Origin of the sequence: Alistipes sp. CAG:29 (assembly GCF_000435435.1) — a bacterium.
GTDB classification, from domain to species: domain Bacteria; phylum Bacteroidota; class Bacteroidia; order Bacteroidales; family Rikenellaceae; genus Alistipes; species Alistipes onderdonkii.
Window position 1 is genome coordinate 56,838 of record NZ_FR893406.1, and the last position, 25,424, is coordinate 82,261.

Below are 25,424 nucleotides of genomic sequence, written 5' to 3' on the forward strand. Positions count from 1 at the left end.
TCGTGTAGGAAGATGTCCCCGAAGATGAAGCAGGTTACGCCCTGCGCCTTGAAATGCTCCACGGCACGGGACATGGCGGCGCCGTAGTCCTCCATATTGCCTTTCGGGGTGAGGTCGACGATGTGCAGGGGGATGCCGATACTGTCGGCCTGTGCCTGCAGCAGGGCGGTCGGGATGCCGTGCATGGTCGAGCGGTGCGTGTCTCGGTTTACGGTCGTCAGCAATGCGACGATTTCGTATTTGCCCGACTGCATCGCCCGCAGCAGGGCATGGGCGGAGTCCTTGCCGCCGCTCCAGTTGAAAACCGCCTTTATCCGTTCCATGTCACATGTCCGGCGTTGTGGAAGAATCCGCAGACGAGGGTTAGGTATTCGGGCAATTTGCCGTCCGTGCCCCATTTCAGGTCGATGCCGAAGAGCTCGGCGGTAGTTTTGCCGATGTCGAATCCGCAGGCTTCGAGCGACGGGCGCACCAGTTCGGGGTGTCGGCAGGGCTTCCCGTCGGGACGTGTGCAGGTGCCTTCGGGGCAGTGGAGGCATGTCCCGACGTAGGCGAACGACAGGCCGCCGTACTGCCGTTCCATCCCGAGTAATTGCTGTTCGAGGCGTCTGCGTTCGGGCAGGATCAGCCGTCCGGCTTCCGACGAGGGGAGCCCCTGCTTTTGCGGAACGATTTTCGTAACGGTGAGCAGTGCCGTGGCGTAGCCGGAAAGGTACCTCCCGACGCTGAATCCGAAAGGGGGGCATCCCCAGCTGCGCCCGTAATTGGGGCAGGCGCGGCAGTAGCCCCCGATCCGTTCGGCATCGCGGAAACGGGCGATGTAATCGGCAGCGGGAAGTTCTGCCGAAAAATCCCGGGCCGTATATGGAAGCGAAATATCCACGTGGTAAAAATAGCGGTTTTACCGTGCCGTGGTGCCGGTTTGTGAAAATAATCCGGATTTCCGGACAATTTTTCGGAATAATCCGCTATATTTGCTTCAGATTTGGTTCTCCGCTCCCCGTCGCGGGAGGGTGTGAAAAGGGAATCGGGTGCAAATCCCGGACAGTCCCGCTGCTGTGAAGCCCCGTGACGTTCCGAATATCTCAGCCACTGCCCCGCGGGGCGGGAAGGCTTCGGGACAGGGGTCAGTCAGAAGACCTGCCAGATCGATTCGTTGTCGGAAAGCCCCGCGGACTGGGCGTCTGGTTTCGGTCGTATGATGCTTTGGGATTTTATGCAATCGGCGTTTTGCAGGGATTACTGTCCTGTTTTTCGATGCGAGGTTTATGCGGACTGCCGGGCGGATCCGGACGTATTCCCGTAAGCCGTGCGGCGGAAATTTTGAGAATTGACAAACCGGAAAGGCATGGTAATATGGAACACGATGCTGTAATGAATTTTGGGATGCGGCCATGTCTTTTGTAAATAACGATGGTTATGAATATCGTACTGTATGGAGTATCGGCGGAAATCGCCGGGAAAATCGCCGGGAAATACGGCCTCAAACTGATAAGTACACCCGATAAGTTCCAGCCTTCGGGAACCGTGGTGCTGGTGCCGCCTATGGGCACCCCGCGGCAGTTGCTCGCTTTCTACAATGCCATGCTGCGCCATGAGGACGACGTCGATGCGGTGATCGTCTGCGGTATCGAATCCTGCGAGGCGGCCAGCACGGTGCAGTATTGCACGCCCCCGGGGAAATTCTTCTCGCTGGGCGGAGACCTCGAACCCGAAGAACTGGAGTCGGAGTTGTACGTGATCCTCGATTCCCTGTTCGCGGAAGGCAACCAAATCAATTTCTAAGTCCCGGGGGCAGGTATCGCCGCAGTTGCGGTGCACCGTTCCCGGCCGGCATAATCCGGAATTATATCCTCCCGTGCGCGGGCGGAACTGTTGCGTAATTTCTGCGTGCTGGGCCGTTTCGGGTATGGGTGTCCTGAGGTCGGTGCGGGGCGCCGCATGGGGTTATACCCGCGTGCAGCGTCGTGCGGCCGCGGTGCCCGGCATGTCTGCTGTGGGCATTATTTTCATGATGCCAGAATTTTATTTTCCCACGCAATGCTTTGAAAATATGTGCTTTAGCACTTCTTCGGAGGCTAACGAATTGCGTCCCGTGACACTGCCGACATGGTGGATGACCTGGCGGATTTCTTCGCTCAGCAGGTCGGTCTGAAGGCCGCTGCCGAGCCCGTCGAGGGCCCGGCGGAGCGCATCGCCGGCGGCCGTGAGGGCTTCGTAATGGCGGTTGTTCGAAACGATTGCGTCGCCGTGGTAGAGGGCTTCCGTATCCACAAAGGAGCGTAATATCCGGCGCAGGCTCTCTATGCCGTCGCCGTTGCGGGCCGAAATGCCGATCGTGCCTTCGGGCAGGGGGCAGTCCGGTGCCGTATCCGTTTTATTTACCAGCACCAGCAGTTTCTGGTCGGCACGGAGCGGGAATTCCGGGGCAACGGGCGCACCTGCTGCAAGGCGTGCCGCGTCGGTCATGTAAATCACGATCTGCGCCCGTTCGATGCTCGACATCGTGCGCTGGATGCCCATCTGTTCCAGCCGGTCGTCCGTTGCGCGGATGCCCGCCGTGTCGAGGAACCGGAAGACGACCCCGTCGATGTTGATCCGCTCCTCGATGACGTCGCGTGTCGTGCCCGCGATGTCCGAGACCAGGACGCGCTCTTCGTTGAGCAGACGGTTGAGCAGGGTGCTCTTGCCGACGTTCGGGGCTCCCGTGATCGCTACGGCGACCCCCTCCTTGATGGCATTCCCGAGCGTGAACGAATTGCGCAGGGCGTCGATATGCGCCCCGATCCGCTGCATCGCCTCCCGCAGTTGCGCGCGGTCGGCGAATTCGACCTCTTCCTCCGAAAAGTCGAGTTCCAGTTCGAGGAGCGCAGTGAGTTCCAGCAGCTTTTCGCACAGTCCTTCCAGCGCGTCGGAATAACCTCCCCGCATCTGGTTCGCGGCGAGCGCATGGGCCGCGCGCGACGATGAAGCGATGATGTCGGCCACGGCCTCGGCCTGCGAGAGGTCTAACTTGCCGGCGAGGTAGGCGCGGATGGTGAATTCGCCCGGCCCGGCCATGCGGGCGCCGGAGGCGGTGAGCAGCCGCAGGATCTCGGAAACGATGTATTGCGATCCGTGGCAGGAGATCTCGGCGGCATCCTCGCCGGTGTAGGAGCGGGGTGCACGGAATACCGTGACCAGCACGTCGTCCAGTACGCGACCGTCGTCCACGATCTCCCCGTAGTGTACCGTGTATCCTGCTGCTGCGGCCAGCGGTTCCCTGCCGCGGAAGATACGGTCGCAGATGCGCAACGCCTCCTCCCCGCTGATGCGGATGACGGCTAATGCCCCTCCTGCGGCGGTTGCCGGGGCTGCGATGGTATCGTGATCCCGGATCATGTTATCTTCCTTCGATGCGGATTCGCTGTCCCAGACGGAGTTTATGGGCGTTTTTGATGCCGTTCCAGCGCATCAGCTGCGCTGTGGTCACGCGGTAGCGGCGGGCGATGGCGCCCAGTGTATCGCCCTTCTTGACCACGTAGACCGTACCCGAGCGTTCCTGGCGTTTCTTGTCGATGTTCGCCGGGTTGATGTACTCCTTGAGGTAGGCCGAGTCTTTGGCGAAGATCGCAGGCTCGTTGGCGATGTATTGTGTGATGTTGCGCTGCGGCAGCACGAGCGTATAGGGTTTGGTCGTGGCCGGGATGATGTCGAGTTTGTATTGCGGGTTGAGCTGCCGCAGGGTTTCGATCGGGATGTCGATCGTCGAGGCGATCTGCCCGAGGTGCATCAGCCGGTCGATGCGGATGGTATCCGTGGCCAGCGGGATCGGGGCTTCGGTGAGTTCGATGCCGTGCTGGCGGTGGTAGGCATAGGCGTACGAGGCGCCGATGAATGCGGGGACGTAGCCGCGCGTTTCGCGGGGCAGGTAGTCGTAGATGTCCCAGAACGTGCGCCCGTTGCCGCCGGAGCGGGCTATTGCCTTGTTGACGTTGCCCGGGCCGCAGTTGTAGGCGGCGATGGCCAGCGACCAGTCGTTATAGATGGCATAGAGGTCTTTCAGGTAGCGGCAGGCGGCCTGTGTCGAGCGGACTGGGTCGCGGCGTTCGTCGACCAGCGAGTTGATTTCCAGTCCGTAGCTTTTGCCCGTCGAGGGCATGAACTGCCACAGGCCTACGGCGCCCATCGGCGACACGGCCGTGGTGGAAAGCGCCGATTCGATGATCGGCAGTGCCCGCAGTTCGACCGGGAGCCCCTCTTTGAGCAATTCGTCCTCGATGAGCGGGAAATAGTACTGCGACATGCCCAGGATGCGGCTGATCGTGCCGTAGCGCGAATCGGTGTAGCGGTTGATGTAACCCCGTACGATGCTGTTGTAAGGCAGCTGGATGGGCGAGACGAGCGCCCGCAGCCGCTGGATGTAGACCGAATCGGGGGTCGTGCTTTCGGCCGTGCTGTCGACCAGGATGTAGTTGTCGAAAAATTCCTGGTAGGAATCCCCGCATTGCCGTTCGCGCCACACGGCGACCAGCGAATCGGCCTGTTCTGCCGTGAGCCCGAGCGTCATGTCGTCGTACTGCACCTCGGCGGGGTCGGGAAGTTCGGGCTCCTCCGGCTCGGGGGCGGCTTGCTGCCCGGCCACGGGGGCGGCCGGGGGTGTTACGACGGCTTCGGTCTTGTTTTTCTTCTTGTCTTTTTTGCGGGGGCGGCGGTCGAGTGCCGGGGCCGGGACGGCGACTGCCAGTAGCAGCAGTATGGTCAGGAGGGTTCTCATCGGTTAGAATTTGATGCTCATGTTGAAGCCGAATACCGGGCGGTTGCCGCCGAGCGAGGGCACGTAGGTGTAGTCGACCATCGGTTCGAGGTTCATCGTCAGGTCGTCCGAGATGTCGTAGTCCTTGAGGTGGGCATCGACGTGGGCATCGACGATCTGCAATACGTACAGGCCTGCGGAGATGATGATGCACAGGTCGCGGTTGCGCCGGAAGTTGTTGCGCAGGTTGCGGATATAATCCGCCGAATAGCGGCCGTGGAATTCGTCGGTAGGCCCGTCAGGGAATTTGTCGGGGTTCTGTTCGTACTCGTTCAGCAGCCTGTACGCCTTCTTGAAACGCTGGTAGCCGCGGTTGTTCCAGTCGATGCAGTAGATCATCGCCGCGAAACCTCCGACCACGAAGGGGACTTTCCAGTAGCTTTTGTTGTAGATCTGCCCCGCGCCGGGGAAGATGCAGGCCAGCGTTGTGGCCTTTTTGACATTCGACACGTCGTTGGTCGAGTAGTTTACCGCCGCATCGCCGATGAAATAGATGTACGAGGCGACGGTCAGTCCCAGGTAGACCTGGCGGCGGGTGTTGCTGCGGATCATCTTGGCCTGCAGTGCGTCCAGTTCGGGCGTACGCGTGAGGTTCTTGTCGGTGTAGGCGTCATACTCCCGCTTGAGCGGCTTGTATGTCCTGTTTTCGTTGATATAGAGCGCCAGCCCCGCACCCACCGTACCGTAGAGTATGGGCAGCTTCCAGTATTGTTTGTTGTATATCTGTCCGTAGCCGGGCAGGACGGTCGAGATCCAGCAGACCTTCGAGAGCGACATCGAGTCGCTCATGAGCCAGCCTTTCTTGTGCCGCATGGAATCCGGTTCGGTCTTGATGCCGGCCAGCCTGAGCCGCATGAGCGAGTCCGTGGTGCGGATGTCGTCCGTACGCAATACCGTCACGGCGAGTGAATCGGCCGTGAAGTCCAGTGTCAGGAGCGAGTCGAGTTCGCGCGTGAGGGCGTTGTTGGCCAGCGAATCGCTCTTGTGGCGCAGCGAATCCGGCTTGACAAACATGCCGCCGCGTACGATGGTGCGTCCCCCGCGGTGGAGCTGTGCCTCGGCGGGGAGCCACAACATGAGCGCTGCGAGCATCGGCAGCAGGTGTCTGAACCGGATACTTACCATATTATTTAATACGTCCCGAAAACCGTTCGATGAACTGTTCGATATCCTTGTCGTCGCCGAACCCGATGACGATGCGCCCGCCGCCGTTCTTCGAGCGTTTGATGCTGATGTCCTGCGAGAAGAACTTTTCGAGTTGCTCCACCAGCCGCGAATAGCTTTCGGGATACTCCTCGTCCTCCACATTCTGTGCCGCTGCGGCCGGTTGTTCGGTGAGCGAGCGTACCAGCTCCTCGGCCTGGCGTACCGAAAGGCCTTTCTTGATGATGCGTTTGAGCACGCGTACCTGCATCCCGTCGGGGGCGCCGGCGATGGCTTTGGCGTGCCCCATCGAGATGAGCCCCTCCTTGAGCGCCAGCTGCACCTCGTCGGGCAGCTTGAGCAGCCGCATGTAGTTCGAGATGGTCGAGCGTTTCTTGCCCACCTTTTCCGAGAGGGCGTCCTGCGTCAGGTTGCACTCGTCGATCAGGCGCTGCATTCCGAGCGCGATCTCTATGGCGTTGAGATCCTGGCGCTGGATATTCTCCACGAGGGCCATGGCGTGCAGGTTCTCGTCGTCCACCTCGCGGATATAGGCCGGGAGGCTCGTCAGGTCGGCGCGCTGCGCCGCACGCCAGCGGCGTTCGCCGCTGATGATGATATATTTCCCGTCGCCGGATTTCTTGACCGTGATGGGCTGGATGACCCCCAGCTGGCGGATCGAGTCGGCCAGTTCGTCGAGCGCCTCCTCGTCGAACTGCGTACGCGGCTGCGTGGGGTTGGGAATGATCTCCGTGATGTCGATCTCGGACATCTGGCTCATCGGCTTGAGCTTGGCGTCGACGGCGTCGGTGCCGAATATGGCGTCCAGTCCGCGCCCTAATCCCTTCGGTTGTTTCATTTCGGTATGTTATTTTCTCGGTTTGCGGTTGCGCTTGAGGAATTCCCGGGCCAGCGTGAGATAGTTCTCCGAGCCGACGGCGCCCGCGTCGTAAAGCATGACGGGCTTTCCGTGCGAGGGTGCTTCTCCCAAACGGATATTGCGCTGAATTATTGTGTCGTAAGCCAACGGCCCGAAATGTTCGCGCACCTCGTTCACGACCTGATTGTTCAGGCGGTTGCGCATGTACATCGTCAGCAGGAAACCCTCGATGTCGAGCGCCGGGTTGAGGCCGCTCTTGACCTTGCGGATGGTGTTCAGCAGTTTAGAAAGCCCTTCGAGGGCGAGGTATTCGCACTGCACGGGGATGAGCACCGTATCGGCGGCCGTGAGGATATTGACGGTGGTGTAACCCAGCGAAGGGGAGCAGTCGATGAAAATGTAGTCGAACCTTTCGCGCACGGCGTCCACGATGCGCTTCATCACATGGTGGGCGTTCTCCAGTTTGGGCAGCTCGGTGTCGGCTGCTACCAGGTCTATCGACGAGGGCAGCAGCCACAGGTTCTTCACGTCGGGGCTTTGCAGGATGACCTCCTCGGGTTTCCTGAGCCCGGCGATGCACTCGTAGATGCCTTCGAGGTTTATGTCGAAGCCCAGTCCGGAGGTGGCGTTGGCCTGCGGGTCGGCGTCGAGCAGCAGCACCTTCTTGCCCAGCAGGGCCAGCGATGCCGCGAGGTTGATGGCCGTTGTGGTCTTGCCCACGCCGCCTTTCTGATTCGCTAAAGCGATAACCTTTGCCATGTTTCAATCGGGTTTATAATCGGGCAAATTTAATGATTTAAAATGGAAATCCATAACCGTAACCGAAATTTGCTGATCTTTTCGGGAAATGGGCTGCGGCCCCGCCGGCGCAAATAAATTTGCTTTTGCCCTTGACTTGCACTATCTTTGGGCTCGGAACGAATTGATAGCAACAGCCTGTTATGACAGAAAAAAAACAAGGGGTTCCCGTGCAGGAACCCGTGCCCGCCGAAGAGCCTGCAAAGGCGGGGGACAATAATAAGATATGGCACTACAACGGAAAATTCCCCGTGGTGGTGGACTACCTGGTTTTCTTCGGCATCTTCCTGCTGGCGCAGGGCCTGGGGACTGCCGTGGCATGGCTGGCGGGGTGCAAATGGCCCGATCCGGAGCTGCTGGCCAGCCCCGACGAGGCGATAAGCACGGCGGAGCAGATCGCCGCCGGGCATTTCAATGCCGTGACCTATTTCGTGTCGATGTCCGTGACGCTCGCGGGATTCCTCTTCTACCGCAGGCGAAGGCACGGCCCCACGGTCGTGGCGCGTTTCTCCCGGCGCGGGCTGAATCCCGTGCTGTTGCTCTGGGGGGTGTTCTTCATGCTCTCGACCTCGGTCGTGCTGGAGCCGTTTCTGAGCCTGATGCCCGAGGTGCCGAACGTCTACGGGCGCGGGGCGTGGGCGATCGTGACGGTCGTGGTGATGGCCCCGCTTTTCGAAGAGGTGATCTTCCGCGGTGTACTGCTCGAATCGACGCGCGTGCGGTACGGCGTGGTGGCCGCATGGCTGCTCTCGTCGGCCATCTTCGGCATCGTGCATGTCCATCCCACGGTGGTGGTGAACGCCTTTGTCATGGGCCTGGTGCTGGCCTTCATCTACCTGCGCACCGATTCGCTCTGGTCTGCGATCATACTCCATGCAATCAACAACGGCATAGCCTACCTGGCGCTGATTGCCGGACACGGTAATTCCATGCTCATCGACATGGTCGGTAGCCGGACGCTCTACGTGCTGTTGTATATCGCGGCGCTGGCCGTCTTCGCCGTTTCGGGTTACATGATGCTCGTGTCGCTGCGCCGTCTGAAGGCCGAGGAGAAAAATCGCGGCGCGGCGTAATAATCTGGGCGGAGGCTGCGTTAGTTACGAGTAAAAACAGTATCTTTGTCCTCCGGATTATGACTTTGCGAACGAAAATAGCGGTCGTGGCGGCTACGTTATTCCTGGCCGGTTGCCAGGAACTGCCCGGCTATTTTGCCAGCGATACCACGCTGGCGCGGGCGGGCGGCAGCGAACTGAAGATGCGCGATGTCGAGTCGGTAGTCCCGAAAGGGGTTACGGGCGAGGACAGCGCGGCCTTCATGAAGGTCTATGTCGACCGCTGGGTGCGCAAACAACTCAAATTGCAGGAGGCCGAGATCCTTTTTTCCGCCTCGGCGGACGATATCGACAAGATGGTCGAGGAGTACCGGCAGGCGCTGCTGATCCGCAAGCTGGATCAGCATTACGTCGACCGCAGCATCGACACGACCTTCACGGAGAACGAGATCGCGGCCTATTACAACGCGCACAAGGCCGATTTCCGGCTCGACCGTACGTTGGTCAAAGGGCGGATCGTGCAGTTCGGCGAAGGGTACCGCCAGGCGCGCAAATTGCGGGAGCTGATGGGGACGAAGAGCGAAGCCCGGCAGCAGGATTTCCGGGACATATGTGCGAAGAACGACTTTACGGTCACCGATTTCAGCGACCAGTGGGTGGATTTCCCGGAATTTCTGAGTTACCTGCCTACGCTCCGGTCGCAGAACTACGACCCGGTGCTCGCATCGACGGCCGTGCAGGAGATGCGCGACAGCCATTCGCACTACTATTTCCAGATCGACGCCGTGCGCCGCGAAGGGGAGCCCATCCCGCTCGAACGGCTGCGGGGGACGATCCGCCGCATCCTCTTCAACCAGCGCCAGAGCGAGATCATCCGCAGCCACGAGGAGGAACTTTATAACCGGGCGTGCGAAGGCGGGAGCATAAAGATTTTCGAAAACGAGAATACAAACGATAAAGAAAAAGAATAATGTTGAAAAAAGGTATGCTGGGGGCGGCTTTCGCCCTGCTCGTTGCCGGGGCCGGGGCGTTCGCGCAGAAACAGCAGGTGATGCTCGACAAGGTGGTCGCCGTCGTAGGGTCTTCGTCCATCCTCCATTCCGAAGTGGCGGAGTATGCCCGGCAGCTCACGGCCCAGCGCCGTGCCGAAGGATATACCTCCGACCGTGACCCGATGAACGAGGCGCTCGAGGCACTGATGACCCAGAAACTGCTCTTCAACCAGGCGCAGATCGACTCGGTGAAGATCAATGCGGGCGACATCGCCACGCATGTGGAACAGCAGATTCAGAATATGATCGAAACCGAGGGGTCGATCCCCAAACTCGAGGCCAAGCACCACATGGCCATTTTCAGCATTCGCGAGAACATGCGCCAGCGCTATGAGGAGCAGTCTTATGCCTCTTCCATGCAGAGCGAGGTCGTGAGCAAGGTGTCGGTCATTCCCGGCGAGGTCGAGCGTTTCTACAAGTCGATCGACAAGGACAGCCTGCCGACCGTGGCCGAACAGTATGTCTACGCCCAGATCACCCGTTTCCCCAAGTCGATCACCGAGGCCAAGCAGCGCACGCGCGAGCGCCTGCTCGACATGCGCGAACGGATCATTACCGGCAAGGCGAAATTCGAGAACCTGGCACGCATGTATTCGCAGGATCCCGGGACGATGATGCGCGGCGGCGAGATGGATCCCACCGAGCTCAACGGACTGGAAGCGCCGTTCGCCGACGCCCTCGAGAACATGAAGCCGGGGCAGATATCGGAGGTCGTCGAGACCCGCTACGGACAGCATATCATCCAGTTGCTCGACAAGCGCGGCAGCCTCTACCATTTCCGCCATATCCTGCTGCGCCCGGTCTATACGATGGACGAGCTCAACGAAGGGGTCGTGTTCCTGGACAGCATCGCCAACCAGATACGCAAGGATTCCCTCTCGTTCGACAAGGCCGCCCTCCAGTTCTCCGACGACGCCACGTCGAAGATGAACGGCGGTATCGTCTCGAACCACGACATCCTGGAGCGTTTCAATGCCTTCGAGGCCAAGCTCACCGTGACGAAGTTCCTGCGTGAGGATTTCGCGCACTTCGGTGCTCTGGACGACTACAACGCCCTGATCCGCCTCAAACCGGGCGAGATCTCGCCGGCATTCCTGACCGAGGACATCATGGGCAACCAGCTGGCCAAGATCGTCAAACTGGTGGAGATCATTCCCACGCATGTCGCGTCGCTCAACGAAGACTATCTCCGCTTGGAGGAGATGGCGCTCAATGCCAAGCAGGAGCGGGTGTTCAAGGAGTGGCTGACCAAGAAGATCGACGCCATGTACGTTTACATCGCCCCCGAATTCCGCGACGGGGAGTTCGAGAATAAAAGCTGGGTGAAATAAACCGTGCGCAGGCTCTTTACCATAGCTGCCGTCGTGCTGGCTGCGGGCAGTGTGATTTTCGCCCGCAGCGGGATGCAGGCACCCGGCCAGGAGCCCGAGCCCGAGAAGAAACTCATCGACCTGAAGTCGGACAACATGGGCCCCATAGCCCCCGGCGACTCGGTGATCTTCCTGGTCGGCAATTTCGCCGCGCAGCATAACGGCGCTGTCATTACGTGCGACAGTGCCGTGCGTTATTCGGACATGCGGATCGAGTTCTTCGGCAATGTCCTCATCAACAAGAATACGACCTATATTTACGGCGACCGCGCCGAATACAACGGCGAGCTGAACGAGGCACGGGTCTATTCCGACATCGTCAAGGTCGTCGACGGCGATGCCACGCTCTATACCTACCGGTTTGTCTTCAACACGAAGGAGAATATCGGCCAGTTCGCCGACGGTGGCGTGCTGATAAACCGGGACAACCGGCTCGAATCGGTGCGCGGCTACTATTATGCCAACACCAAGGATCTCGTTTGCGTAGACCGCGTCGAGATGCGTAACGACGAATACGAACTCAAGGGCGACTCGGTGGTCTACAACATGGCCACCGACAACGCTTTTTTCTTCGAGAATACCAACATCTGGAACAAGGACGGCGACTACCTCTATGCCGACCGGGGCGCGTACGACAAGGCCGATACGCTTTACCGGGTTACGCGCAACGGTTATGTGCTGACCGAGAAACAGGAGATGTGGAGCGACAGCATCGACTATTTCCGCGCCAAAGACCACGTGGTGCTGTGGCGGGACATCCAGATTGACGATACGGAGCACAAAGTACTCGCCTTCGGCGATTACGGCGAGTATTGGAAGGAACCGGGCGATATATTCCTCACGCGGCGACCCTCGGTGGTGAGCTACGACCTTACACAGGGCGATTCGCTCTTCATGCGTGCCGACTCGATGTTCCTCTTTACGGTCAATGAGAATGCCCGGCGCCGGGCAGAGGAGAAGGCCGCGGCCGATTCGCTTGCGCGTATGGGGGCCGATTCCCTGCAACGGCCCGATTCGCTGGGGCAGCATCCCGATGGATTGGCCGCGACGGCCGGCCCCGAGGAGGGACGTACCGAGCCCGGACTGCATCCCGGCGACGCAGCCGATTCGCTCGCGTCGACCGGCGGGGCGGATTCGCTCGCCGCAGGTTCCGGCTCCGATTCGCGGACGCATGGTTCGCCGCGGGCGGATTCGTTGCGCATGGCCGATTCGCTCTCCGTGCCGGGCAGCCTGCCCGACTCGTTGGACAGGGCTGCCGATACGCTGACCGTTGCCCAGCGCAAGGCCCTGCTCAAGGAAGCGGCGCGCAAGGCCAAGGCCGAAAAGAAGGCCGCGGCAGCCAAAATCAAGAAGGCGCAGCTCGATTCGATAGCCGTCAGACGCAAGGAGAAGACCACGGCCAAACTGCTGTTGCAGAAGGAGCGCGAGGAGGCGCGTCTGGCCGCCCGGCGGCTGAAGGCTGCGTCGAAGCTCAAAGCCCGGCAGGCGCGTGCCGCCCGCAAGGGAAAGGTGATCCCGGTCGATTCGGCGGCCCTGCGCGAACTGGATTCGCTGATCGAGATGAACATGGCCGAACAGGATTCGCTGCTCAACCTGCTGGCAGATTCGCTGTTGTCCGACACGACAGCGATGGCGCTTCCGGCCGATTCGGTCGACTCGCTCGCCCTGCCGCGCGACAGCATCTACCGCCTGATGAAGGGGTACCGCGACGTGAGGATCTTCAGGTCGGATTTCCAGACCGTGTGCGACTCGATCGTGGCGATCAGCACCGACTCGACGATCCACCTCTATATCGACCCCGTGTTGTGGAACCAGAGCAACCAGATCACTTCGGACGTGATGGATATTTTCACCGAGCGGCAGCAGATCAAACGTGCCGAATTCATCGGCAGCCCGATGATGGCCAGCCAGCTCGATACGACACACTACAACCAGGTGGCGGGCAAGACTATGACCGCCTATTTCTACAACAACCAGATATACCGCAACGACGTCAACGGTAATGCCCAGACCATCTATTACATGCAGGACGGCGAGCCGCCCGAGATCACGATGATGGGCGTTATCGAGAGCGGCGACTGTTCATTCTATATCGAGGACAAGCAGGTGGTGCAGATCACCTACCGAACCGAACCGGTCTACAACTTCTATCCGATGGACGATATCCCGCCCACGCAGGATCTCTACCTGAAAGGCTTTAAATGGGAGGGGGCGCGGCGGCCCGTGCAGGCCGATGTGTTCGACCGCAGGATCCGACCTTCGCAGCGGAAGGAACGTACGCGGCTGCGTCATCCAGATTTCCCGATCATGATGCGCATCGAGGAGCATAAGAAACGCCTGATCGAACAACGCCGCTGGGCGGATCGCAACGACCAGGTCGACCCGCTCACCGTCGAGTGGATGCGCGAACTGGGATACGAGGTCGGGCAGCCGCGCGAACCGCAACGTCCCGCGCCGCAGGCTGAATGACCGGCACCGCAACTCTCCGCCGGTAATTCGGACGGTCTATGCAACCATACGGAAACCGTAACAAAAGGCGAAAAGCGAAAAACTTTTCGCCTTTTGTGTTATTTTTGCAGCCGGTTATTCGTCAGTTGGTTTTACACATGAAAAAAAGTCTGATTGCACTGGCATTCGGGACGCTTGCCCTGGGGATGTCGGAGTTCGTGATGATGGGCATCCTGCCCGATATTGCCCGCAGCCTCGGGGTTTCCATCCCCGAGGCCGGACACCTTATTTCGGCCTATGCCCTGGGCGTTTGCTTCGGGGCGCCGCTTACGGTGCTGGTAGCCCGGACGCGCCCGCTGAAACAGATACTGCTGGCGCTCACGGCTCTGATCGCCGTCGGGAACCTGTGCGCGTCGCTGGCGCCGAACTACTGGATGCTGATGGCGATGCGTTTCGTGTCCGGCCTGCCGCACGGTGCCTTTTTCGGTGTCGGGTCGATCGTCGCAGAGCGGGTGGCAGATGCCGGGAAGCGCACGGAGGCCGTTTCGATCATGATCGTCGGGATGACCGTCGCCAACCTGTTCGGCGTGCCGCTGGGCACTTATATCAGCAATGTGCTGTCTTGGCGCACGACCTTTGCGATCGTCGCCGTATGGGGCGTGGTGGCGCTGACGCTCGTAAGGATGTGGGTGCCCCGCATGGAGCCGCTGCCCGATACGGGGCTGAAAGGGCAGTTCCGGTTCCTGCGCAGCCTTGCGCCCTGGCTCGTGCTGGCATCGGTGATGCTCGGCAACGGCGGGATCTTCTGCTGGTACAGCTATGTCAGCCCGCTGATGATCCATACCTCGGGTTTTACGGAGGAGAACCTTACGCTGATTATCATGCTGGCCGGTTTCGGCATGTTCGCGGGCAATATCCTCGGCGGGCATCTCTCCGACCGTTTTACGCCCGAGAAGGTCGTGCGTTTTACGCTGGCCGCGGCCACCCTGACGCTGCTCGGGATTTTCTTCGGGGCACATGTCCACTACCTTTCCGTCATGCTGATGACGCTCTGTACGGCTTGTCTGTTCTGTGTCTCGTCGCCCCAGCAGTTGCTGATCCTGGAGAATTCGCGTGGCGGCGAGATGCTCGGCGCAGCCCTCGTGCAGGTGGCTTTCAACCTGGGCAATGCACTGGGTGCCTATTGCGGGGGCCTGCCGATCGCCCACGGGCTGGGCTACGAATATACGGCGTTGCCCGGTGCGGGTTTCACCCTGTTGGGGCTGCTGACGGCCGTGGTTTATATCCGTAAATATCCCCGCCATGCGAAGCGATAACGGTGCGGAGCTGTTTCCGGTGGTCGACGAAGCCGGGAACGTGATGGGGGCGGCGACGCGTGCCCAATGCCACGGCGGCGGAATGTTGCTGCATCCCGTGGTACACCTGCACCTGTTCAATTCGCGGGGCGAGTTATACCTGCAACGGCGTCCCGTGTGGAAGGATATCCAGCCCGGGCGCTGGGATACGGCCGTGGGTGGGCATGTCGACTACGGCGAAACGGTGGACGACGCATTGCGGCGCGAGGTGCGCGAAGAACTCGGCGTGACCGGGTTCGTGCCCGAACGCGTGGCGGTGTACGTGTTCCGCTCGGAGCGCGAGCGCGAATTGATCTATGTCCACCGCACGGTGTACGATGGGGAGGTCGTCCCGAGTGACGAGCTCGACGGCGGGCGTTTCTGGAGCCGGGACGAAATCTTTGAAAATCTCGGCAAAGGCGTCTTCACGCCCAATTTCGAGGGCGAGGTGGAACTGGTACTCGGGGTATAGTTTTTTTTCGTATCTTGTAACCTGGAAACCGACAATGAAGCGACTGTCCTGTATGCCGCAGGGCATTGTCCAGCACTGACCGGTGCGAGGCGCAGGGATTGGTGCCGTTCCCCAAACGCATGTCCTATGGTGATGGCTGGTGCCGGATTTTTGCCTTCCGCAGTCGTTATCCTGTCGCCGGGGTTTCCGCCGCTGATGATTACAAAGGCCGTTAGGTCTGAAATTTGATAGAAATACCGTATGCAGTCTCTCCTTACACGTTGGGCCGACGCCCTGCTCGCATGGCTCGGACTCACTTCCGCATTGAATAACGGCTGGGATCGTTGGGTGGCTTTCGCCCTGGTGGTGCTGTCCGTCGTGCTTCTCGATTTCCTGTGCCGTAAGGTGCTCGTGCGCGGGATTAGGCGCATCGTGATGCGCACCAAAGCCACGTGGGATGACGAACTGTTCAGTTCCGCCGTGTTGAGCCGGCTGTGTAATATCGTCAGCGCCATCGTGCTGGTCATCGTCCTCCCCGTAGTTTTCGATGAACAGTCGGAAGCCAGGACGATCGTCACACGACTGATACAGGTGTACATCGTCGTCACGGTCTTCCGTTTTATCAACGCCCTGCTTTATGCGGCCTTCAATATCGTCTCGGCGCGTCCTGCGTGGCAGAACAAACCGATCAACGGATTGCGCCAGACCGGGCAGGGAATCGCAGCGCTGATCTGCGGTATCCTCATCGTCTCGATCCTGATCGGCAAGTCGCCCGCCATTCTGCTCACCGGACTGGGCGCTTCGGCGGCCGTCATCATGCTGGTCTTCCGCGACAGCATCCTCGGCTTCGTCTCGGGCATCCAGCTTTCGGCGAACGACATGCTCAAGGTCGGGGACTGGATCACCGTACCCAAATACGGTGCGGACGGTTCGGTGATCGAGGTGTCGCTCACGACCGTCAAAGTGCAGAACTGGGACAATACGATCGTTACGCTGCCGCCCTACCTGCTGGTGAGCGATTCGTTCCAGAACTGGCGCGGGATGCAGGCGTCGGGCGGCCGCCGCGTGAAGCGTTCGGTGAATCTGGACATGACGAGCGTGAAATTCTGTACGCCGGACATGCTGGCCCGGTACCGCAACATAGACATCATCCGCGAATATATCGACCAGACCGAGCAGCGGGTTGAGGAATACAATGCCGTGCATGGCATCCGCCCCGGTGAACGCAAGATCAACGGCCTGCACCAGACCAACCTCGGGGTGTTCCGTGCCTATCTGGAACGATACCTGCGCGATGAGGTGCCTGTCAACAAGGGGATGACCCTGATGGTGCGCCAGCTGCAACCGACGGAGACGGGATTGCCGATGGAACTCTATTTCTTTACGGATACGGTGGTGTGGGTGGATTACGAGCGCATCCAGTCGGATGTCTTCGACCATGTGCTGGCCGTCATCCCCGAGTTCGACCTGCGGGTGTTCCAGAATCCGTCGGGAAGCGATATCGAGGCGCTGCGCTATCAGAGGCCGGAGCCGGACGTGCCGGCCAAACCGGATGTTACAGAAAAATCATCAGCATCACCTGAATGATAATTACCCGCAGGAACATGCAGAGAGGGTAGACCGTGGCGTACGATACCGACGGGTTGTCTCCCTCGATCGTGTCGTTGGCATAGTTCAGTGCCATCGGGTTGGCCATGCTGCCGCACAACATGCCGGCGACCGACCCGAAGTCGATGCGCAGGATGCGCAGGGCGAAGATGCCCAGCAGTACGACGGGGACGAACGTCAGCAGGAATCCCAGCAACAGCCATAGTGCCCCTTCGGGGCGCATGACCGTCTCGAAGAAGTGCGTGCCTGCCTCGAGCCCCAGGCATGCGAGGTACATCGACAGGCCCAGTGCCCGGAGCATCAGGTTGGCGCTGTATGTGGTGTAGGTAATCATGTGCAGGCGCGGGCCGAACGTGCCGATCAGGATGCCGACGATGATCGGGCCGCCTGCCAGGCCGAGCTTTACGGGCAGGCTGATGCCCGGGATGCTTACGGGGATGCTCCCGAGCGTGAGCCCGAGGATCAGGCCGACGAAGACTGCCACGAGGTTGGGCTCTTCGAGGTTCTTCACGGCATTGCCGAGAATCTTTTCCACATGCTTGATCGCGGCGGCTTCGCCCACGACCGTCAGGCGGTCGCCCATCTGCAAACGCAGGTCGGGGGTGGCCAGCAGTTGTACGCCCGAGCGGTAGACGCGGCTGATGTTGATGCCGTAATTGTTGCGCAGGCGCAGCGAGGAGAGTTTCTTGCCGTTGATTTCGGGGCGCGTCACGAGGATGCGCTGCGAGGTGAGCTGGCTGTCGACGGCGTTCCAGTCGATGTTCTCCGTATTCCAGTCCTTCTGTTCCTGCTCCCCGAAGATCAGGCGCAGTGCGTCGGCCTCGCCCGGGGTGGTGATCACGAGGATGACGTCGTCCTTCTGCAACGTCTTGTCGGAGGTGGGAATCGAAACCTGCCCTTCGCGCCAGACCCGCGAAATGACGAAGTGGTGGTGGCTCTGCGCAGCGATCTCGTGGACGCTTTTGCCGAAGACGGCCGGGTTGGTCAGGTGGTAGCTGGCGATGAAGACGTTTTTCCGGTGTTCGGCGTCCGGCTCCGGCATGTCGGCGGGGCGGACGAAGAGTTTGCGGATGAAGACGATGGCCAGGATGACGCCCACTACACCCAGCGGATAAGTCACGGCGCAGCTCAGGGCGGCGCCGCTGGAGTCGACACCCATCTGTTGCAGCGCCTGCTGCGCGGCACCGAGTGCCGGGGTGTTGGTCGTGGCGCCGCACAGGATGCCCGACATGTCGGGCATCGAGACATGCAGCGTATAGCTCATTGCCACGGCCAGCCCCGTGCCGAGCAATACTACGGCCAGAGCCGGCGACATCAGGCGCAGCCCGTCGGCGCGCAGCGAGTTGAAGAAACCGGGGCCGACCTGCAGGCCGAGGGCGTATACGAAGATGATGAGCCCGAAGCTCTCGGCATAGTTCAGCATCGCCGGGTCGATCGACAGCCCGAAATGCCCGGCCAGGATACCGGCGAAAAAGATGAATGCCACGCCCAGCGAGATGCCGAAGATGCGGATCCTGCCCAGTGCGATCCCGATCGTCGAAATGAGCGAAATAACCACGACGGCCTGCAGAGCCGAGTGTTCGACGAATAAACTTTTAAGCCATTCCATCCTTTCCGTTTGAGAATTTGCTGCAAAAGTAGGGCAAATTTTTCAGATAGCCGCTTTTTTGCAGAACCTTTTGTGGGCTCATTGTGCCTGTGTGCAACATTTTCGGCCGGCAAGGTAAATCATTTCAGCCCCATGTTATGACAAAACAGGCCCCGAGGTATGCAGTTCAGGATAATTTACATATCTTTGCACTACCCTACTTCACACAGGGGATGGAGGGGGTAATTAGTGACGCAAAAGGGCTTCTGTGCCGGGTGGGAGTCTGAAAATCTTACCCGGCCGCTGCCGGAAAACTTTAGGGATTGGTTATTCCGGACAGCATCAGGGCGGTCGATAACGGCCGCCCTGATTTGTTTATTGTGTACGATGTGTTCACCTCTCCGGATCACAGTTTCAGCGGTCTTCCGCGGTAAAAATCCAGTATTTTCGAACGGAATACGAATTCGTATTTCGCCTGCACGAGTTCCGACTCGGCTTTTTCCATGCGGGTTTTGGCATCGTTGAAATCGAAAATGGTCGAACGTCCCGATTCCGCCTTCCGCTGCTCGTAGGCGAATGCCACCTTCGCCGAGGCGAGGGCCACGCCGGCCGAACGGTATTTGCTGTACGCCGCGTCGGCGTTGTACCACGCCTGTTCGATCTCCTTGCGCAGCGCCAGCTCGGCTTCGGTCAGTGCGAGCCGCTGGCTGCGGGCCGAAAGCTGTGCCGAGCGGATATTGTTGCGCGTGGCGCGGCGGTTGAAGATCGGGATGTTCATCGACAGCCCGACGTATTCGCGGCTGTTGTGGCGCATCTGGGCCCAGAACTTATCGCTGTCGGCGCTGTACACCCCCGTGCCGTAGCCGCCTGAAAGCGAGATGGAGGGATAGAGTGCCGATTTGGCAATGAGGACTGAATTCTCCGAACTTTCGAGTCGCAGCCGTTCCGCCTTGATATGGGGACGGTTTTCCGCTGCATAGTTGTAGACCTCGTCTGCCGTGCCGAGCCGGTGCAGCGAGGCGAGCGTCACGCTGTCGAGCTCCGGAACCACGACGTCGAACCCTGCGGCGCTCTCGCGGTTGAGGGCCTGGCTCAGGTTGAGCAGTGCCAGTTGCAGGTCGTTGCGGGCCTGGGTCAGGCTCAGCTGGTCTTTGGCCTGAAGCGCCTCGCTTTCGTACCGGGCCGATTCCGGCTGTTTGCCGGCGGCGACCAGTTCGCGGCTCTGCGTGGCCTGCAGGGTGCTCAGGGCGAGCTGGCGTTCGGCCACGTCGGCGAGTTCCTTGTTGTAAAGTACCTCCAGGTAGAGTGTCATGACGTTGATCGACAAATCTTCGCGGGCACGTTCCAGATCCTGCATGGCTGCGGCGAGGTCGAGCTTGCCGCCTTTGACCTGGCGGTTGATGCGCATGCCCTGGAATACGGGGATGCTGGTCGAGATGTTGAGCGATCCCGAGGTCTGGTTGTTGTCCTTATAAGTATTGTCGCTCGAGAGTACGCGGCCGAACGATGCGTCGCCTCCGATCGAGGCGTTCAGGTCGGGCAGGCGGCTGTATTTGGCCGTCGAGAGTTCCACCTCGTTCTGTTCGACCTGCAGGGCGCGTTGCTGCACGTCGATGTTGTTGGCCAGGGCATACCCGATGCAGTCGTCGAGCGACCAGGGCGTGCCGGGTGCCGGTGCTGCGGCGGCTTGAGGTGCAGCCGGTGCGGGCTGGGCCCCCGCGGGCATTGCGCAGAGTGCGGCGGCAGCTGTGCAGAGTGCGGCGAATAGGGTGCTGGTTTTCATGCTGCGGTGCATTTGGGGTTATTTCTTCTTGTCTTCCTTCGCGCCGCGGACTTTGTCGTCGGCGGTCACGCCCTCGGTAAGCTCGATGTTGATGCCGTCCGAAAGGCCGATCTTGACTTCGCGTTTGTCGAAGGTCTGCTCTGCGGCGTCCTCGGCGCTCGTGAGCAGGTAGACATACGTTTTTTCGCCCTCGAATTCGACGGTGCTCTCGGGAAGCGTCAGCACGCCTTCGCGGCTTTCGATCACGATGCTGGCGTTGGCGCTGTACCCGGCGCGCACGAAGACGTCGGCGGGAATCTTCACGGCGGCCTTCACTTCGAACATGATGACGCCGTTATCCTCGGTCGCCTTGGGCGAAACGTATTCCAGGGTAGCGTCCAGCTCGACGTTCTGCAGGGCGCCGATCGTCAGCTTCACGGGCATGCCCTCGTGCAGTTTGCCGACGTCCGTTTCGTCGACGTTGCCCCGGAAGAGCATGTTCGACATGTCGGCTACGGAGGCGATGGTCGTACCGTCGTTGAACGTGTTGGCCTGGATCACCGAGTTTCCGACCTTGATCGGCACGTCGAGGATCATACCGTCGATCGTCGATCGGATCTGCGTGTTGCTGAGCTCCTTATAGCGGCTGGTGATGCCGTTCTTGACGATCTCCAGGTTCTCCTTGGCGTTCAGCAGTTCCTCCTCGGCTTTCTGGAGGTCGGTGCGCCCCTGCTCGAACTCCTCGTCCGAGACGACGCCCTTGTCGTGCAGTGTTTCCGTGCGGCCGAATTCGCGGCGGGTCTGCGCCAGCGATATTTCGGCTACCGAGACGCGCGATTCGGCGCTCGAAAGCTGTCCCATCTCCGGGACGACCTTCACCGTGGCGATCACCTCGCCCTTGCGCACCATCTGGCCGGCCTCCTTGTAGACGTCGGAAACGATACCCGAAATCTGGGGCTTGATCAGCACCTCGTCGCGGGGTTCGACCTTGCCGGTGGCGACCACGAATTGTTTGAGCGTGTCGAGTTTGGGTTGTACGATCGTGTAGACTACCTTTACCGGACGGGTCTTCTGCCACAGGAACACGAACGTTCCGAGCAACAGCGCCGCAAAGAGCACACCCAGAAAGATTTTCAGAAATTTTTTCATAGCCGTAATCTATTGAATTTGATTGTTATTCTTCACGTATTGCATCCACAGCCTTGATGCTCAGGGCCCGGTAGGCGGGGATGACGCCCGCCAGCAGGCTGCCCGCGACGAGGATGAAAAGCGCCAGCATGCCTGTCCCGAACGAGATCTGCCACGAGATTTCGGCCCCCTCCTGGGCCACGGTCACCGCCTGATAATAGATCGAGTCGGCCACCGACAGTACGCCCACCGCGGCCGTGAGGCCGACCACCCCGGCGATGAAGGTGAGGATGAAACTTTCGGAGAGTATCTGCGAGATGATGGCCGTAGGCGGTGCGCCCAGGGCGCGGCGGATGCCGATCTCCTGCGTGCGCTCCTTGACCAGCACCAGCATGATGTTGCTCACGCCGACGATGCCGGCCAGCAGTGTCCCCAGGCCCACGATCCATGTCAGGAACCCGATGCCCCAGAAGAGGCTCATCACCTTGTCGAACATTTCGGCCGTGGCCATGCACCAGGCGGCTTTCTCGTCGTCCGGCGAGATCAGGTGCTTGGCGAAGATCACCGACTTGCAGGCGGTTTCGACCTCTTTGCTCGGGGTGTCCTCCCGGCCGGCGATGGCCAGCATGTGGATCGAGTTGCCCCCGCCGTACATCTGCTGCGCGAGCGAGATCGGGGCTACGACCGTGCGTTCGACGTTGCTGAACGACATGGCCGTGCTCTGGCGCCGCATGACGCCGATAATGGTGAAATAGCTGTTGTTGACTTTGATGACCTTGCCGGTCGGGTCTTCCATTCCCGGAAACAGGTCTTTCTGTATCTGGGTGCCGATGACGCAGACCTTGCGCTTCTGCGCCATGTCGACGTCGTTGATGAAGCGGCCGTAGATGATCTTCTGTGGGTTGATCTGCTGGTAGTCGGGCATGTAGCCCATCAGCGAATAGTCGCCCTTGCGTTCGTTGTAGCTGCAATGGATCTCCCCGCCCCAGTAGACGCCCGAGGCGTACTGCACCTCCTTGAGCCCCCGGACGTTTTCCACGTCGTCGTTGTTCATGCGCCACCAGCGGTTCTTGGGCATGCCCTTGTAGGGGAGAGAGGTCTGCGAAGGCTGTATGAGCAGCGTGTTGGTCGACATGTCGCCCAGCTGTGCCCGGAACAGACGTCCCAGCCCCATGCCGGCACCCAGCAGTACGGTAAGCATGAAGATGCCCCAGAAGACGCCCAGTGCCGTCATGATGCTGCGCTTGCGGTTGCGGGAGATCGTCTGCCATATCTCGTTCCAGCGGTCTGTATCGAAAAATCCCATGGCTTCTACTTGTTATAACGCAGGGCGTCGATTGTCTTGAGTTGTGCGGCCCGGTAGGCTGGGACGTAGCCTGCGATCAGGCCGGCGATGACCAGCACGACCGTCGCGCTGACCGCAACGCCCAGGTCGAGCGTCGGGTTGAGGAAGATCGACGGCGCATGGCCGCCGCCCGTCGGCGGCGTCTGGTTGAGCATGTAGTTGACCCCTTCCATCATCGCCACGCCGAATACCATACCCAGGTAACCGAATACGGCGGTTATCATCACCGACTCGGTAAGGATCAGCCTGATGATCGACACGGGCTTGGCGCCCAGCGCCTTGCGTATGCCGAATTCGGAGGTGCGCTCCGTGACCGTCACGAGCATGATGTTGCTTACGCCGACGATGCCGGCCAGCAGCGTCCCCAGGCCGATGATCCAGACGAAGATGTTGATGCCTGCGAAAACCATCATGAAATTCTTGTAGGTTTCCATCGTATTGTCGAGCCAGATGGCGCTTTCGTCGTCGGGGGCGAAGTGGTGTTCGGCGGAAAGGCGCCGGATGACGCGCTTTTCGAACTCCTTCATCGCCTCGGTGGTGTGGACGCCCTTGATGGTGATGATGGCATTGTTCACTTCGGGGCTGTTGGCGTTGTAGAGCAGCTGCCCGGTGGTCAGCGGGATGTAACACGACGAACTGCTGCGCTGGGCGTCGCCCTTGTAGACGCCGACCACGGTGAATACCGTGCTGTCGAGCTTGATCCTTGCCCCCAGCGGATCGGCGCCCTTGAATAGCAGGGACTGCATGGCCTGGTCGATGACCAGCGACTTGCGGTATTCGCGGATGTCGGCGTCGTTGACGAAGCGCCCCTTTACGATCTCCACGCCCTCGATCTGTTCGATCTTGGGCAGCGAGCCGCGCAGCCAGACCTTGGTGTATTCGTTCCCGTAGGTTGCCGTATGGTTGTCGAACCACGAGTTGGCAGCCACTTCGTCTACCTCGGGGAATTCCCGGGCGAGGATTTCGAGGTCGCTGTTCCACAGCCGGATGCGGCGCCCCTTCTGGTAGCCCATGTAGGGCTTCGAAGTACGGCCGCCGTAGAGGTCGATCGAGTTGGTGGCGTAGTTGCCGAAATTGGAGGTTACGCCGTTCTTGAGCCCGTTGCCCGAGCCCAGCAGGATGACGAGCATGAAAATGCCCCACGCGACCGAGAAGCCCGTGAGGAACGTGCGCAGCTTGTTGCGGCGCACCGATGTCCAGATCTCCAGCAGCAGTTCCCTCATCGCTTTCCGAGTCCGGTTTCGGTGATACTGCTGATGACGCCGTCCGTAAGACGGATGATCTTGTCCGTCTGGTCGGCGATCGACTGTTCGTGCGTGACGCAGATGATGGTCATGCCCATATCAACGTTCACGCTGCGCAGCAGGTTCATCACTTCCTGCGAGGTGGCGCTGTCCAGTGCGCCCGTGGGTTCGTCGGCAAGGATGATCTGGGGCTTGTTGATAAGCGCCCGGGCGATGGCCACGCGCTGTTTCTGGCCGCCGGACATTTCGTTGGGCATGTGGTCGGCCCACTCCCTGAGCCCCAGCATGTCGAGGTATTCGAGTGCCAGGGCGTTGCGTTTGCGGCGCGAGACGCCCTGGTAGTAGAGCGGCAGGGCGACGTTTTCGACGGCGTTCTTGTAATTGATCAGGTTGAAGGACTGGAAAATATAGCCGATCATGTTGTTGCGCGCAGCGGCGGCCTGCGTTTCGCTGAGGTTCTTGATCAGCCGTCCGGCCAGGTAGTAACTGCCGCTGTCGTAGTCGTCGAGAATCCCGAGGATGTTCAGCAGGGTGGATTTTCCCGAACCCGAGGCGCCCATGATCGAGACCAGTTCGCCCTTTTCTACATCGAGGTCGATGCCTTTGAGCACGTGCAGGGGTGACCCATTATTATAGGTCTTGTTGATGTTTTCCAGCTTTATCATATTCAGTCTGCCGTTATAAAGCGGTTTGCGATGTTGAGGGTTACAATCTGTAAGCGGTGTGTGAGGCGCTTGGGACAAAGGTAATAATATAATCTTGAAAAACAATTTATTTTTATCGAAAATCAATAAAAAATTACCAAACACCAATAAATGTGGTTATAATATCGGCAAATGTAAGCAAAAAATACATACTATGCAATACAGAGTACTAAAAATCATATATTAATCTTTCCGACCTATATAATATAAAGGTGGGAAAACCCCGTTTTATGCGCATATCCCGGTAGGGTGGCCGGTGAAAATCCCCATAAATGGCGATTGCCGCCTGAGGCCCGAATCGCTATTTTTGCAGGCAAAAATTACGTTATATGTTAAAAAAATAACATAAACGGTTTATGGGTAATGCTTTTTCGTTATATTTGTTGCGTTAGGTCAAGCATATGAGGAAACTTTTACTACTGTTTTTATGCACGATTGTCCCGGCTGTCGTGTCGGCGCAGCGTCTCGACGTTACGGGACGGGTGCTTGTAAAGGATACCGGCAAGCCGATCGGACAAGCAGTCGTCGAATTGCCGCAGTCCGGATTGTGGGCCGTGGCCGATGCCGACGGAAACTTCACGGTGAAGGGAGTCCCGGCCGGGGAAACGCGTTTTGTCGTTTCCTGCCTGGGGTTCGTTACCACCGAAGCCGAGGTCGACGTGCGTACGGGGATGGGGCCGGTCAGGCTTTATGCCCCCGAGGATAACCTGAAACTGGAGAGC

21 protein-coding genes, 1 pseudogene and 1 riboswitch are annotated in these 25,424 nt (G+C 59.7%); of the genes and pseudogenes, 9 read left to right on the plus strand and 13 right to left on the minus strand.

Going from position 1 to position 25,424, the window contains the following annotated elements; translation table 11 throughout:
- Positions 1-323: pseudogene (locus QVP03_RS01580) on the minus strand (ATP-binding protein); the annotation flags it as partial.
- Positions 311-883, minus strand: coding sequence for a DUF2284 domain-containing protein (locus QVP03_RS01585; protein ID WP_022331920.1), 573 nt, complete (start codon positions 881-883; stop codon positions 311-313). The pseudogene QVP03_RS01580 and the gene QVP03_RS01585, both read right to left, overlap by 13 nt.
- A gap of 86 nt (positions 884-969) precedes the next feature.
- Positions 970-1,163, plus strand: a riboswitch (cobalamin riboswitch).
- Between the two features lie 256 nt (positions 1,164-1,419).
- On the opposite strand from QVP03_RS01585, the gene QVP03_RS01590 reads away from it, so the two are divergent.
- On the plus strand, positions 1,420-1,785 hold the full coding sequence (locus QVP03_RS01590) for a hypothetical protein (protein WP_018694742.1): 366 nt from the start codon (positions 1,420-1,422) through the stop codon (positions 1,783-1,785).
- Between the two features lie 240 nt (positions 1,786-2,025).
- Here the strand turns inward: QVP03_RS01590 and mnmE are convergent, their stop codons facing one another.
- The 5 genes from mnmE to QVP03_RS01615 are packed head-to-tail and all read right to left on the minus strand — an operon-like array spanning position 2,026 to position 7,577.
- Positions 2,026-3,381, minus strand: coding sequence for a tRNA uridine-5-carboxymethylaminomethyl(34) synthesis GTPase MnmE (gene mnmE / locus QVP03_RS01595; protein WP_022331921.1), 1,356 nt, complete (start codon positions 3,379-3,381; stop codon positions 2,026-2,028).
- Between the two features lies 1 nt (position 3,382).
- Positions 3,383-4,756, minus strand: a complete 1,374-nt coding sequence (locus QVP03_RS01600) for a lytic transglycosylase domain-containing protein (RefSeq protein ID WP_022331922.1) — start codon at positions 4,754-4,756, stop codon at positions 3,383-3,385.
- 3 nt (positions 4,757-4,759) lie between these two features.
- Positions 4,760-5,920, minus strand: a complete 1,161-nt coding sequence (locus QVP03_RS01605) for a DUF5683 domain-containing protein (RefSeq protein ID WP_022331923.1) — start codon at positions 5,918-5,920, stop codon at positions 4,760-4,762.
- Between the two features lies 1 nt (position 5,921).
- The gene (locus tag QVP03_RS01610) at positions 5,922-6,797 is read right to left on the minus strand and encodes a ParB/RepB/Spo0J family partition protein (protein WP_022331924.1); all 876 of its coding nucleotides are present in this window, start codon (positions 6,795-6,797) and stop codon (positions 5,922-5,924) included.
- A 9-nt stretch (positions 6,798-6,806) separates the two neighbouring features.
- A complete protein-coding gene (locus QVP03_RS01615) occupies positions 6,807-7,577 on the minus strand; it encodes a ParA family protein (protein ID WP_022331925.1) in 771 nt (256 codons plus the stop codon).
- 182 nt (positions 7,578-7,759) lie between these two features.
- On the opposite strand from QVP03_RS01615, the gene QVP03_RS01620 reads away from it, so the two are divergent.
- The 7 genes from QVP03_RS01620 (at position 7,760) to QVP03_RS01650 (ending at position 16,910) form a co-directional block, all read left to right on the plus strand.
- Positions 7,760-8,689 (plus strand): CPBP family intramembrane glutamic endopeptidase, encoded by a 930-nt coding sequence (locus QVP03_RS01620; protein WP_256166017.1) that lies wholly within the window; start codon positions 7,760-7,762, stop codon positions 8,687-8,689.
- Between the two features lie 59 nt (positions 8,690-8,748).
- The gene (locus QVP03_RS01625; protein ID WP_022331927.1) at positions 8,749-9,639 is read left to right on the plus strand and encodes a hypothetical protein; all 891 of its coding nucleotides are present in this window, start codon (positions 8,749-8,751) and stop codon (positions 9,637-9,639) included.
- A complete protein-coding gene (locus QVP03_RS01630; protein ID WP_237957344.1) occupies positions 9,639-11,051 on the plus strand; it encodes a peptidylprolyl isomerase in 1,413 nt (470 codons plus the stop codon). Before QVP03_RS01625 ends, QVP03_RS01630 begins: the two co-directional genes overlap by 1 nt.
- Before the next feature lie 3 nt (positions 11,052-11,054).
- Positions 11,055-13,559, plus strand: coding sequence for an OstA-like protein (locus tag QVP03_RS01635; RefSeq protein WP_022331929.1), 2,505 nt, complete (start codon positions 11,055-11,057; stop codon positions 13,557-13,559).
- A gap of 137 nt (positions 13,560-13,696) precedes the next feature.
- A complete protein-coding gene (gene araJ / locus QVP03_RS01640) occupies positions 13,697-14,854 on the plus strand; it encodes an MFS transporter AraJ (protein WP_256166018.1) in 1,158 nt (385 codons plus the stop codon).
- A complete protein-coding gene (locus tag QVP03_RS01645) occupies positions 14,841-15,344 on the plus strand; it encodes an NUDIX hydrolase (RefSeq protein ID WP_022331931.1) in 504 nt (167 codons plus the stop codon). Before araJ ends, QVP03_RS01645 begins: the two co-directional genes overlap by 14 nt.
- Positions 15,345-15,584: 240 nt before the next feature.
- A complete protein-coding gene (locus QVP03_RS01650) occupies positions 15,585-16,910 on the plus strand; it encodes a mechanosensitive ion channel family protein (protein WP_022331932.1) in 1,326 nt (441 codons plus the stop codon).
- Here the strand turns inward: QVP03_RS01650 and QVP03_RS01655 are convergent.
- From QVP03_RS01655 to QVP03_RS01680, 6 genes are all read right to left on the minus strand, one after another.
- On the minus strand, positions 16,879-18,540 hold the full coding sequence (locus tag QVP03_RS01655) for a putative transporter (protein WP_022331933.1): 1,662 nt from the start codon (positions 18,538-18,540) through the stop codon (positions 16,879-16,881). The two genes, QVP03_RS01650 and QVP03_RS01655, sit on opposite strands and share 32 nt — an antisense overlap.
- 385 nt (positions 18,541-18,925) lie before the next feature.
- Positions 18,926-20,314, minus strand: coding sequence for a TolC family protein (locus QVP03_RS01660; RefSeq protein WP_022331934.1), 1,389 nt, complete (start codon positions 20,312-20,314; stop codon positions 18,926-18,928).
- A 6-nt stretch (positions 20,315-20,320) separates the two neighbouring features.
- Positions 20,321-21,430, minus strand: coding sequence for an efflux RND transporter periplasmic adaptor subunit (locus tag QVP03_RS01665; RefSeq protein WP_018694757.1), 1,110 nt, complete (start codon positions 21,428-21,430; stop codon positions 20,321-20,323).
- Positions 21,431-21,455: 25 nt separating this feature from the next.
- Positions 21,456-22,715, minus strand: a complete 1,260-nt coding sequence (locus QVP03_RS01670) for an ABC transporter permease (protein WP_018694758.1) — start codon at positions 22,713-22,715, stop codon at positions 21,456-21,458.
- 5 nt (positions 22,716-22,720) lie between these two features.
- Positions 22,721-23,977: an ABC transporter permease gene (locus QVP03_RS01675; RefSeq protein ID WP_022331935.1), complete on the minus strand. Its 1,257-nt coding sequence runs from the start codon at positions 23,975-23,977 to the stop codon at positions 22,721-22,723.
- Positions 23,974-24,663: an ABC transporter ATP-binding protein gene (locus QVP03_RS01680; protein WP_022331936.1), complete on the minus strand. Its 690-nt coding sequence runs from the start codon at positions 24,661-24,663 to the stop codon at positions 23,974-23,976. Before QVP03_RS01680 ends, QVP03_RS01675 begins: the two co-directional genes overlap by 4 nt.
- Positions 24,664-25,103: 440 nt before the next feature.
- Between QVP03_RS01680 and QVP03_RS01685 the strand changes: the two genes are divergently transcribed.
- The coding region (locus tag QVP03_RS01685; RefSeq protein WP_288210593.1) for a carboxypeptidase-like regulatory domain-containing protein at positions 25,104-25,424 on the plus strand (321 nt) is incomplete at its 3' end.